General features: G+C 33.4%; 15 protein-coding genes. All 15 read right to left on the bottom strand.

What is annotated here, in order from left to right; all coding sequences use genetic code 11:
• Positions 1 to 74: 74 nt before the first annotated feature.
• The 15 genes from Q0049_RS05790 to Q0049_RS05720 all read right to left on the bottom strand — a co-directional run bounded on the left by Q0049_RS05790 (position 75) and on the right by Q0049_RS05720 (position 10,679).
• Entirely contained in the window at positions 75 to 1,115 is a 1,041-nt protein-coding gene (locus Q0049_RS05790) for a nucleotidyl transferase AbiEii/AbiGii toxin family protein (protein ID WP_298117542.1), read from the bottom strand.
• Positions 1,108 to 1,839 (bottom strand): DUF6577 family protein, encoded by a 732-nt coding sequence (locus tag Q0049_RS05785; protein WP_298117540.1) that lies wholly within the window; start codon positions 1,837 to 1,839, stop codon positions 1,108 to 1,110. The genes Q0049_RS05790 and Q0049_RS05785 overlap by 8 nt, the downstream gene beginning before the upstream one ends.
• Positions 1,840 to 2,033: 194 nt before the next feature.
• Positions 2,034 to 2,654 carry a hypothetical protein gene (locus tag Q0049_RS05780; RefSeq protein ID WP_298117538.1) on the bottom strand — a complete coding sequence of 207 codons (621 nt, stop codon included), beginning with the start codon at positions 2,652 to 2,654 and terminating at the stop codon, positions 2,034 to 2,036.
• A gap of 101 nt (positions 2,655 to 2,755) precedes the next feature.
• Positions 2,756 to 3,421: an ATPase gene (locus Q0049_RS05775; protein ID WP_298117536.1), complete on the bottom strand. Its 666-nt coding sequence runs from the start codon at positions 3,419 to 3,421 to the stop codon at positions 2,756 to 2,758.
• Positions 3,351 to 4,205 carry a transcriptional regulator gene (locus Q0049_RS05770; RefSeq protein WP_298117533.1) on the bottom strand — a complete coding sequence of 285 codons (855 nt, stop codon included), beginning with the start codon at positions 4,203 to 4,205 and terminating at the stop codon, positions 3,351 to 3,353. The genes Q0049_RS05775 and Q0049_RS05770 overlap by 71 nt, the downstream gene beginning before the upstream one ends.
• Positions 4,206 to 4,216: 11 nt before the next feature.
• Positions 4,217 to 4,504, bottom strand: a complete 288-nt coding sequence (locus Q0049_RS05765; protein ID WP_187657846.1) for a helix-turn-helix domain-containing protein — start codon at positions 4,502 to 4,504, stop codon at positions 4,217 to 4,219.
• 88 nt (positions 4,505 to 4,592) lie between these two features.
• On the bottom strand, positions 4,593 to 5,420 hold the full coding sequence (locus tag Q0049_RS05760) for an RteC domain-containing protein (protein ID WP_298117530.1): 828 nt from the start codon (positions 5,418 to 5,420) through the stop codon (positions 4,593 to 4,595).
• Between the two features lie 437 nt (positions 5,421 to 5,857).
• Positions 5,858 to 6,010: a hypothetical protein gene (locus Q0049_RS05755; RefSeq protein ID WP_298117529.1), complete on the bottom strand. Its 153-nt coding sequence runs from the start codon at positions 6,008 to 6,010 to the stop codon at positions 5,858 to 5,860.
• Entirely contained in the window at positions 6,007 to 6,486 is a 480-nt protein-coding gene (locus tag Q0049_RS05750) for a DinB family protein (protein ID WP_298117527.1), read from the bottom strand. Before Q0049_RS05750 ends, Q0049_RS05755 begins: the two co-directional genes overlap by 4 nt.
• 64 nt (positions 6,487 to 6,550) lie before the next feature.
• Positions 6,551 to 7,441, bottom strand: a complete 891-nt coding sequence (locus tag Q0049_RS05745) for an NmrA family NAD(P)-binding protein (RefSeq protein ID WP_298117525.1) — start codon at positions 7,439 to 7,441, stop codon at positions 6,551 to 6,553.
• A 99-nt stretch (positions 7,442 to 7,540) separates the two neighbouring features.
• On the bottom strand, positions 7,541 to 8,257 hold the full coding sequence (locus Q0049_RS05740) for a hypothetical protein (protein WP_298117523.1): 717 nt from the start codon (positions 8,255 to 8,257) through the stop codon (positions 7,541 to 7,543).
• A 175-nt stretch (positions 8,258 to 8,432) separates the two neighbouring features.
• A complete protein-coding gene (locus Q0049_RS05735) occupies positions 8,433 to 8,804 on the bottom strand; it encodes a VOC family protein (RefSeq protein WP_298117521.1) in 372 nt (123 codons plus the stop codon).
• A 43-nt stretch (positions 8,805 to 8,847) separates the two neighbouring features.
• Positions 8,848 to 9,825 carry a quinone oxidoreductase gene (locus tag Q0049_RS05730; protein WP_298117520.1) on the bottom strand — a complete coding sequence of 326 codons (978 nt, stop codon included), beginning with the start codon at positions 9,823 to 9,825 and terminating at the stop codon, positions 8,848 to 8,850.
• A 19-nt stretch (positions 9,826 to 9,844) separates the two neighbouring features.
• A complete protein-coding gene (locus Q0049_RS05725) occupies positions 9,845 to 10,261 on the bottom strand; it encodes an Ohr family peroxiredoxin (RefSeq protein ID WP_298117518.1) in 417 nt (138 codons plus the stop codon).
• A gap of 85 nt (positions 10,262 to 10,346) precedes the next feature.
• The gene (locus Q0049_RS05720; protein ID WP_298117516.1) at positions 10,347 to 10,679 is read right to left on the bottom strand and encodes a YciI family protein; all 333 of its coding nucleotides are present in this window, start codon (positions 10,677 to 10,679) and stop codon (positions 10,347 to 10,349) included.
• Positions 10,680 to 10,700: the final 21 nt, after the last annotated feature.

The raw sequence follows: 10,700 nt of genomic DNA, 5'->3' as shown, positions 1-10,700 counted from the left end.
TATTTACAGCGTTAGTTTTTTTAAATTCAATTTTTCTTTAACTGGAGCTATTCAAAGTGTTTTTGTGTTTTGTATTAATTATATGCATTATACCAATAGTAAAAAGCTTCCGGATTATTCTTTTTTAATTTGTTTAGTTTGTTGTATTTCTGGTCTTCGATTAGCCAATCTTTTATTTCTAATGGGTTTTTAAATCTTTCGAGTTTTATTGCCTTTTCGGATTGTATTAGCTTGGTTAGGTAAGCGACTTTAGCCGCTGCGGTTATTGCTTCATCAATGCTAAAACGGTCAATTGTGAAGTTGGTAAAATTTCGAATACCTAGTTGTAAATGATTGAAATCTTCTGATTTTGTATCTCTTTCTGCTAAGGTATAACAGGCATTCCAAGTATCTTCCAATACTTCTTTTGCTGTTAGGTCTAATTTTCGGAAACCGATTTCTTCTTGAACTACTTTGTTGTAACTGCTTCTGACGATTTCTAAATTGGTTATATTGTCGAATAGGAATGCAATATCGTATAGCTGTTTTATGATTTCTACTGGACGGTTTTTGCTGTATAGTATTCCGGTTGTTTGTGGTGCAAATGCTGTTAATTTGTCGCCCAAAATAGCGTCAAAAGTTGGCATTGTAATTATGATTTCTTCTTTTGATGTTGATAACCAAGGGTGTTTTATTGGCAGTTCGCGAACTTCGGGATATGGATTTGTTGTATAGAGTAGGTCTAATAATATTGGTTCTATATTTCCATCTACAACGCTTTTGTAATACGCTTTAAAATGTCCTATTGGAGCATCTGGTGTGTGTTTACGGTTGTTGTCGTCTTCCCAACTCAAAAATATGTTTTCCTCAACTGTTTTTTGTAGTACGGCTATTATTTCTTTTTCGGAATGTTCTGTTATTATGTCGATGTCAATTGAAAATCGTTTTGGTTTTTCGGTTGCCAATAATAAAGCCGTTCCGCCTTTGAATGTAAAGTTTAATCCGTTTATTTTTAATTGTTCCAATAGCGTTAACGCCCAAATTACTTTTTCAATTAATTTGGGATCGATGCGTCTTCCTAACTTGTTTTTTAAGTTAAGAATCCAATCGATAGTATGGGTTTCGCTGTTAATCATTGGCCCAGATTTTATTTATTATTTTTTCTAATTCACTTTCTTTGTTTCTTCGGATGGCATACCGTTTCATTTTTGCGGTATTTATTGCGTATTTTTTGAAAGCGGATTGGTAAATAAAATCGAGTTCTCCTTGTTGGGCAGCAAAAAGTTCTTTGTCGATAATTATGTCTACCAATACTTTTTCGAGTGTTGGAATTTTTATTTTATTGTTTTTACTTGTTGGAGCTTCGGTTACTAAATTTTTAATGATGGTTACTTCTTCCATATTTGAACTTATATAGCGTTCTAATATTTCTTCATTTGGATTGAAATATACATTTTTATTCCATTCGCTAATTGCATTAAATATTTGTTCCTCTGCTTCTTTTTCAACTTCTATGATAGTGTAATTTTTAAATGGTTGGTGTCGCATTAAGTCGTTTAACCATTTAGTATTCCATACACACACATCAATAAATGGAAATTCTTTGTGGATTTTGTTGTAAACCTTTTTTAAATTTTGATTTATTTCCGGAGTGAAGATTTGTTTGTCTGTAATGGAATAAATACCTCTTTCCGGATTATTGATTATTCCGGCTTTTTTCAGTTTAGATAGGTAAACGGTAATTGTGCCCTCCGAAAGTTCCGGAAAGTCTTCTTTGATTAAGCTACCTAGTTTTTCTCTAGAAATTTGGTTTATAGATTTGAAGTAACTCGGAATTGTATTTTCTATCGTTTTTGTCACTTTCGTTTTAAATTTTGTGAAAGGTACTACTTTTATTTTAAAGATTAAGTTTTGGCAGTAAAATAGTTTTATTGCCGAAAGTTAATTTATTTTTTTGTCCCAAATTTGGTAAATAATTGGGACACAATTGTGCAGTATCTTGCGAATGGTATATTTATTAAGTTTTGGCAGTAAATTGGATTTATTGCCGAAAGTTAATTTTCCATTTCAATGTCTATATAGGATTTTAAATTGTATAATTCAATTTGGTTTTCATCATCTCCTTCTAATTGTCCAATCTTAATAAATGCTATATCATTAGCAAATGCTTTTTCACCAATTAAATGTTCGATATGCACATAAACCGCTTCTCGAAGTCTTGGGTTGTCTTTATGGACGATGTAGTTTTTTAGTAGTACTTTAATACCTAAATCTGTAGGTTTGTTTGGATTTTCTAATGGGATGAAGTACATTTCGCTTATTAGTAATGTGATGCCGTAATAATCTAAAGGTTTGTCGGTGCCGATTTCGTATTTGGTTAGTTTGGTTTCGGGTTGGAGGAATGCAGTTATTTTCCAACGATCTATAACTGGTGCATGATGGGCTAGTAGTTCTACTTCTTTGAAAAGATAGGGATTTCCGTTTGCGGTTATTATTAACTCTGCACCGTTTTTTTTATTTTTGATGATGAGGTCTAGGTCTTTGTTGTATTGATGTAAAATCTCGAGTAGTTTGTCGAGGTGAGTTTTTAGTTCGTCTTTCGGGATTTCGTTTAGGAGTAGGAATACGAAGTTGTTTTGTTGGAAGTAGTTCCAGAAGTTGGTTATTGTGTTCATTTTATTTATTTTTAACCGCAAAGAACGCAAAGCCCTTCGACAAGCTCAGGATGACAGCACAAAGTCGCAAAGCACTTCGACTGCGCTCAGTGTGACAATTTTTATCTCTTATCTGGTGTTGATTTATCGTATGCTATTAGGTTTACCATTTGACGTAATCGGCTTCTGACTCGGTTGCCGTAGTGTTTTTCTATTTCTGTGGCGGATAGGTTTGTGGTTATGTGGGTTTGTAGTTTTTTTGAAATGAATAGATCATATCTGCTTAATAGAATTTCTGCCATGACATTGCATTCGTTGCCGAAATATTTTAGATTGTTTTCTGTTCCTAAATCGTCAAAGCAGTAGGTTCTTGGTTCGGATTGGTATAGTTTACCGATGCTGTATTTGTGAATGATTTGGTAGCCGTCCTGGATAAATTCAAAACTGATGTCTCGACACGGTTTTACGAAAAACTTATGTTCTGTGGCTGTTAGATACTTCATTAAATTCATCAATGAGGTTTTTCCGCAGCCAATTGGCCCAGTTAATAATATTCCTTTGTTGAGGTTTATTCCATATTGAAAACATGTTGGTTCGTCTTTTAAGAAATAGGCAATTAGTTTGTAAACGATTGGGTAATCGGTTTCTATTATTTTGAAATGATTGCCGTATAGTTCAACTCCTTTATTTTCTAACCAAGTAATGACCTCATCATAGCTATAAAGGCTCTGAATAATCTTTGTCGATTGTTGTTTTGAGTTGTCTTGCTCTGTTGGGTTTTTCTGCATTTGAAATGAATTTTGGTGCGTTAATCATCCAATTTTGTGCTGCTGCTTGCCAATCGATCATTGGTGTTTTGCCACCGACTAACCAACCGACACTTTTGAAGTAGTTGAAGAATTTTTGAGCTTCTTGTTCTGGAAAGCTGTTTTCTTGGAAATAGGTTTTTACTATTTCGATTGTTGGTTTCTCGACTTCGCTCGAAGTGACAAATTCATCTTTCTTTTTTTCGCGCAACTTTTTTTCTTTCTCTTCTTCAATTTCATTTTTTAAAACTGAATTATTTATTTCTTCAAAATATTTTGTGTGCTTTTCCAAGTTTGAAACGTTTTTATCGTTTAAAATGTTTGTATTGTTTATATAGTTTATAGAAGGTACTACTGCTTGTTCAGTACCTGTTTCACTACTAGTACAAGACTTGTTCAAAGCTTGTTCAGAAACAAGTTCAATAAGTGGTTCATTTTTTGGTTTTCTTTCGGATTTTGGCAACGGTTTTAAATCTTCTGAAAAATTGAATAATATGACGTGACTTCCTTTAAACGGATTGTAGGATGGTTCGTAATTGATGTACCCCAAACTATGCAAGTTCTTCAGACATTTATGATAGGTTGCTTTGGAACTGATTTTACTAATTCGCATTACCTCATCGCGATTGATGCTGATTGGATTTTTAAAACGATTGCAGTTCCAAAATTGAAACAAGGCAATGTATAGGCTTACGTGTGTTGGATTTAGCGTTTTATCAATGGCTACTTTCTCAAAGAAACCAGTAAGATGTTTTATGTAATTCATTTGGATTGTAATTATTTGAACAGAGTGGGTAAAGCATTTACCTTATTTCCATTTAATAACTTATCAATATCTGAATTGTCATAATACATAATGCCACCAACTTTGGTGTAGGTTAGTGTTCCGTTGATGCGGAGATTTTGCAAAGTACCTGGAGAAATGTTTAACAGTTTTCTGACTTCATTGGATTTAAGCCACTGTTTTGTTTGTTGCGGTTTGGACTGAATGATTTCTTTTAAATCGTTCAAAAGAAGACTTCTGAATTCGTTTAAGTCTTCGCGAGTGATAACTTCGATTGCCATAACTGATTTTTTATATTGTTATGGTACAAAATTGTGAAGATTGAATGATTTTAATTCACAACGCGGTTCATGTTGTGAACGATTTTGTTTAAATTACATCATCTGAATTATCCATTCGTTTGAGAAGTGCTTCGTTTAATGAAGTTAAAAACCTACTTCTTTCGGTTTTGCGCACTCTGATTTCTAGGAAAGTACGACGGTATTGCCCTAAATCAATTTCAAAAACGTATTCTAAATATTCAGCAATTTCTTTTAGATCAGCTGCGCCGTTATTGAAAACACCTTCCGAATGTAACGCATATAAAAGCTCTGTTAAGGCTACTTTTGAGCTCGTCCAAGTTAATTTTACATTCGGTTTGCGTTGTGACTTTTCTACATTATCTTTATTATCAATCATAATTAATTGGTTTTCTAAGTATAATTGAATTAAATCGTTGGCAAGTATTTGAGCTACTTTAAAATCGTGAGAGGTACTAAAGGTTGTATCTGTCTCAAAGTAGTAATTATCTAACGCCAATTTTATATCAAACTTACCTCGCTGAAAATATTTATAATCCAAATATGTGTTTCCTGTTCTGTAATATTGATAAAACTCTAACTCATTATCAAAAAAAGCTTTCAGCTTAAGGAGTTCATTATTGTAATACTTTTTTAAAATTCGATTCCCACCATTTGGTCTTTTCATTTCAATTTTATAGACCATATTGTAGTAAACTAATTTAGAAGTAAATTGAGGTTTAAACTCTTTAAAAAAAACTATTTCTTCTGTATCTGTTTTAAAATTAGTTTTTGAGATAACTTTCTTTAAATTTGAAATAGAACCCAAAATTATTTCAATAGCTTTTTCACATTTTAAGATTGGGTTGTCAATTTCCAGATCGATAAAGTTTAATTGCTCATTTAAACTTTTCAACAATACATTTAGTTTATTACTCAAAATTAATACTTAATAAAAGCTTCTATAATTATTTTATCTTCTGAGGGATTGGAGTCTATATCCAAAGTTGATGAGCTCCCAAAACAAGTGACAGTAATTTCATTTTCTTTTATAGAAAAAATACAAAATCCTGCAGACAATACCTCACCTTTATTTTGTGCAATTTCATAATGCGAAAATGGTTTCCTTGGGAAGATTAGTGGAGTGTTTTCTTTTTTTAAAATTATATATTTCAAAACCATACTTTACTTGTAATTTTTTTGAAGATTAAAAAATAGATTTTGAAATTTCATGTTTCTTTCTTTGATTTTAAGACTATAAACCAAATTATTCTAATGTTAGCATATAAGCCCAAATTCTTGTTAATATAGAGGTCGTAGCTACAGTTTCATTACGATAGGATAAAGCAGCAATATTTATTGACAATGCTTTATTATTATATCTAAATGTAATGTTTGATTTTGTTTAATGGCTTCTTCCAAGCCAATTAGTTTACCCAATCCAGAAATTGTAAATACAATAGTTGTTAGGCTTAGAATAATGTAAAATAGTATCTTTTTTGTTCTCATTTTTTTAATAATGATAATTGTCCTAAATGATAGGATAAGTGTAAGGTTCGGTTAACAAGCACATTAATTTTATTACGATGTGGTTGCGTTTTAAATTCTTCTACTGAAATATTATTATGTCTATCTAACCAATCTAAATCAGTTAACAATTTTAATTTTTCGCCTAAATCTTTTATACTCTGAGTAAGGACTTCTCTTAGGTTAGAGACCTTGTAATTATGAGTTATAGCTTTATCTGCATTAAAAAGAAAAATAGTGTCTAATTGAGGTTGTGGGTTTTCAGCCAAACCAAACAGTACAATCATGCCATAATTAATGGCAGCTAAATGACCTAATAGGTATATTCCTGTGTTTTTTGTTGGTGCAATTTCACTTTTTAGTTGCTCATCAGAAAGATAATCAACTAAATTAAGTAATCGTTTGTTTTGTTCCTCCCAATTGCGTAAGGAGGTTGTTATTAGAAAATTTTGTGACATAATGTGTTTGTTTAAAAACCTTACCCTGATATATAATCAAGGTAAAGTTTATGATTTTGTTACTTTAAGAATTATAAACCAATGCAAATTCTTTTGCAAAATCCTCTAATTTGGTCTTGCCTAAACTGGGCTTCTTGTTAAGTGAAAAATAGTGCTCTGTAAACTTGCTAGATGCAATACCTTGACCAATTTCAATTAAAATTGCAATCATAAAATCAGGAAAACCTGCTTGTTTACCACCAGCTTCAAATTGATCATCGGTAAATACAGTCCAGTTTAATTCTTTACCAATTGCCTGACCAATTAATTCAGCTACCTCATTCCAACTTCTAATATCACTAACAACGTAGTAAGGATCTTTTGATGGGAATGAAGAATTAGTGATCGCTTCAAAGGTAACGTCTGCAATATCTTGAGTGTGTACAAAAATCATTTTACCATCGGCTGAACCATAGTTTGCACCTAAAATTCCTGTGGCTTTTAAAGTATCGATTTGTCGAACCAAATTGCTGTAAAAGTAACCCGCCCTTAGGTGTATGACTTCAGTATCATTCAGTTTGTTTAATGATTTTTCGAGTTGACCGATAGAGTTTATAGCACCAATACCCTCCAATTTATGTGCTCCGTATGTACTTAGGTTTACTACTTTTTTTATAGAATTACTTGCAATTGCCTTTCTGTAATTCTCGCCAATTAATTCACCATAAGTAACCCAATCTGCGCGATGATATGGTGCAGGTAACATCGTGTAAACAACTTCAGCATCTTTAAAAGCTTCAATAACAAATTTTTCATCTTCAATATTACCAATTAAGGCAATTGCACCGATATCGGATAAAGATTTCAAATTTTCTTCATTTCTGCCAATTACAAAAACTTGATGTCCTGCTTTTAGTAATTTTTCCGCCAAAGGTTTTGTTATGTTACCTGAGGCACCTGTCAATGTAATTTTCATTTGTTTTTATGGGATTAGTTAGTTTTTTGTCGAATGTATGTTGATTGGTTTTTCTTAAACAGACCTTACCAAGAAATGTTGTCTGTTATTTTCCAATGGTTAGTTAGCTTTATATTTTTTTAAATTGAAAGTATAGCCCAAACTTATGTTTACAATTAAAGGACTAAATCCGATTCCTGGACCAAAAGTTTCAATTTTTTCGTCACGTTGTGTTAACTTGTTAAAATAGACAAATCGGTCATTATTCAATGTAGAACTAATTGTTGGCCAGAATCTAATACTTGGCGCAATTAGAAATCCTCTTAGATAATTGTTTTGTTTCTTAAATGGTTCATAAGCGAAGTAAACACCTATTCCTAAAGTAAATGTATTGAAAGCGGTAATTCTGTTACTTTCATTCTGTGTTTCTCCATTGTAATAAAATTCAAATCTGTGCCATTTAGGTTCTACTCTGATGTTAATCCATTCTTTAAACCTGTAACCAACTCCAAAACCGGTTGTATAAGGAATATGGACTGCAACTCCCTGATTTTCTAATGAGTTTGTTACGTTACGTTCTTTATAGTCGAGGGAAACTCCATGGGAATAATCAAAAATGAATCGTTTGTAAATATAGTTTCCCTCGATGTTAAAACCTCCCGATAAAGGTTGAGCCAATCCAAAAAGGATACTTCCTTTTTCATCTTTTTCCCATTCATAAGTTTGAGCACTTGTTTTTGCTGTACACAGTAGAACAAGTGTGAGTAAGCAGAATTGGGTAGCATACGTAAATGTTTTGGTGAAATGACCCGCGGCACCTGTGAGTGTAATTTCCATTTGTTTAATTTTAAGGGATTAATACTTTTTTTTCCAGTTGTTTTCTATTTTCAATGCAGCTGCGGCTTCTGTTGCTTCTGCCAGTGAAAAGTTCTGTACTACTTCTAAAGCTGATAGAAATATCAGCGGAGACACTTCTATCAGCTATTTTAAAAGTATTCAGGAGAAATCTTTATTATCCCATTGAATGGAATCCAACTTTGTTTCCTTCTGAATCGATGAAAAGGGCAATAAAGCCGTTGCCACCAATAGCAGTTTTCGGTAGAATAACTTTTCCGCCAGCACTTTCTACTCTGCTTAATGGAACTGAAAGGTCATTTCCGCCATCTAAGTAAACGGTTGTACCAGTCATTGCTGGAACAAAGTTTTCACCGCTAGCAATTGCTCCGCCAAATGCACCTTTTTGTGTATCAGACGGTAAATAGGCATATTGCATGTTAGAATTAGGGTCGACTTGAATTTGAGCATCTAAAACTTTTGCATAAAAAGTTGTTGCTCTTGCGAAATCTGTTGCTGGGATTTCAAACCAATTTAGAGAATTTACCATGTTTATAAAATTTAAATTTATTTTTGTTTTTAATTTTTTTGTTTTAAGAAATTAGCACCGTTTTACCTGTTGTTTTCCTGTTTTCCATTTGTCTGTGTGCCTCGGAAGCTTCTGCCAAAGGAAAGGTTTGCCCTATGTGGACTTTCAGTTTTCCTGATGCAGTTTGTGAAAACAAGTATTGATAAGCTTCTTGCATTAAATCTGGCTTTTCAAAATAACTCGCTAAGCCAAAACCAAGTAAACTTAGGTTGTTGTTTACAAGGTTAAAGGCTTCTATCGATGTAGATTCACCGGTGGGATTACCAAAACTTATCAGTCTACCAAAGGGAGCAAGACAATTAAGGCTATTTCGTAATGTTTCGCCTCCCACAGAATCTACTATTATATCAACACCTTTTCCTCCTGTAGCATCCTTTACTTTTTGAACCCAGTCAGATTCTGTATAATTTATTAATTCATCGGCACCTAATGATTTGGCAATAGCAAGTTTTTCAGCATTACTTGCGGTTGCTATTATTTTACCTGCACCCATTTGCTTTGCGATTTGAACTTGTAATGTACCCACACCACCAGCTGCTGCGTGTATTAGAATAGTTTGCCCTGGTTGTAGTTTCGCTCCGTCTTTCAACATTAGATATGCTGTAAGACCTTGAACCTGCAGTGCCACAGATTCCTGAGAAGATATAGTAGGCGGAATAACTGCGGCCAAATATGAGGCTGTAACAGCATATTGCGCATATCCGCCACCATTAGGAAGCATAGCAAGTACTCGATCTCCTACTGAAATATTCTCGACACCTTTTCCAATTTCGGTAACCGTTCCAGCCACTTCCCAACCAGGTAAATAAGGTAAAGAGACAGGGAATACATATTGATTTCGTCTTTGCATGGCATCAGAAAAATTCACCCCTGATGCTTCTACTTTAATTAAAATTTGACCTTCGCCAACAGAGGGCATTGGCACATCTTGTGAGATCAATTTTTCAGGACCTCCAAATTCATTTACTATTATCTGTTTCATTGTGATCATTTTTCTTTAACTAATTTGGTACAACTTCATATATAGCGTTGATATTTCCTTTTGTTGCTTTTGAATAAGAACAAATCGATTTTGTGGCTTCTACCAGTTTTTTTGCAGTATTGTAGTCTATATCATTTATTTTAATTAGAAGATGGGCTCCAAGATCAAAATTTCCATTATCATGTAAAACACCAATTTTAGCTGTTACCGTAACCTCTCCAATTTTAACTTTTTCGATTCCTGCAGCAACTGTTACACTGGTACCAAAACAAGCCGACCAAGCTGCTGCGAAAAGTTGTTCTGGGTTGGTAGCATTACCAGCTCCGCCCATTTCTTTTGGGAATCGTACATCTAAATCTAATAATCCGTCTGATGATTTTGTGTGACCATTACGACCTGCTACCGTTGTTACTTCGGCTTCATACAATTTTTCCATTTTGTTTCGATTTTAATTATTTATTTATTTTGAATAATATTCTCATTACTAATGAGTTTTGGGTATTTGGACTTAGCGGTGGAAATTAATTTTGCTTCTGAATTGGACGAACTTCTAAGCTACCGTCTTCCTTAAAAATTGGACACCCTTTTGAAATTTCTACGGCATCGTTAATGTCTTTTGCATTTACGATTAAGTAGCCGCCAACCATTTCATTTCCTTCAGCATAAGGACCATCCGAAACTACTTTTTTTGAACCTTTCACATGCTTGCCTGATACTTGAAGTGCATCGCCTCCAGCAAGAATTCCTTTTTCTGCAAGTCCTTGCATCCAATCATTCCACGTTTGGATGATGTCCATTGCGGCTTGTGAATTAGCTGTGGAAATATGAGTGTCACCGCCTCTGAATAAAAACATAAATTTTTCCATTTTTTTTGA

Origin of the sequence: Flavobacterium sp. (genome assembly GCF_027484205.1) — a bacterium.
In the GTDB taxonomy this organism is placed as follows: Bacteria; Bacteroidota; Bacteroidia; order Flavobacteriales; family Flavobacteriaceae; genus Flavobacterium.
The sequence above is the reverse complement of the archived record's forward strand: the minus strand, read 5'-3'. Positions and strand labels throughout refer to the sequence as shown.

Excerpts from the sequence above, each read along its gene's own strand:
- Q0049_RS05790 (WP_298117542.1), bottom strand. The coding sequence starts at position 1,115 with ATGATTAACAGCGAAACCCATACTATCGATTGGATTCTTAACTTAAAA.
- Q0049_RS05780 (WP_298117538.1), bottom strand. The coding sequence starts at position 2,654 with ATGAACACAATAACCAACTTCTGGAACTACTTCCAACAAAACAACTTC.
- Q0049_RS05775 (WP_298117536.1), bottom strand. The coding sequence starts at position 3,421 with ATGCAGAAAAACCCAACAGAGCAAGACAACTCAAAACAACAATCGACA.
- Q0049_RS05770 (WP_298117533.1), bottom strand. The coding sequence starts at position 4,205 with ATGAATTACATAAAACATCTTACTGGTTTCTTTGAGAAAGTAGCCATT.
- Q0049_RS05765 (WP_187657846.1), bottom strand. The coding sequence starts at position 4,504 with ATGGCAATCGAAGTTATCACTCGCGAAGACTTAAACGAATTCAGAAGT.
- Q0049_RS05755 (WP_298117529.1), bottom strand. The coding sequence starts at position 6,010 with ATGAGAACAAAAAAGATACTATTTTACATTATTCTAAGCCTAACAACT.
- Q0049_RS05750 (WP_298117527.1), bottom strand. The coding sequence starts at position 6,486 with ATGTCACAAAATTTTCTAATAACAACCTCCTTACGCAATTGGGAGGAA.
- Q0049_RS05745 (WP_298117525.1), bottom strand. The coding sequence starts at position 7,441 with ATGAAAATTACATTGACAGGTGCCTCAGGTAACATAACAAAACCTTTG.
- Q0049_RS05740 (WP_298117523.1), bottom strand. The coding sequence starts at position 8,257 with ATGGAAATTACACTCACAGGTGCCGCGGGTCATTTCACCAAAACATTT.
- Q0049_RS05735 (WP_298117521.1), bottom strand. The coding sequence starts at position 8,804 with ATGGTAAATTCTCTAAATTGGTTTGAAATCCCAGCAACAGATTTCGCA.
- Q0049_RS05730 (WP_298117520.1), bottom strand. The coding sequence starts at position 9,825 with ATGAAACAGATAATAGTAAATGAATTTGGAGGTCCTGAAAAATTGATC.
- Q0049_RS05725 (WP_298117518.1), bottom strand. The coding sequence starts at position 10,261 with ATGGAAAAATTGTATGAAGCCGAAGTAACAACGGTAGCAGGTCGTAAT.
- Q0049_RS05720 (WP_298117516.1), bottom strand. The coding sequence starts at position 10,679 with ATGTTTTTATTCAGAGGCGGTGACACTCATATTTCCACAGCTAATTCA.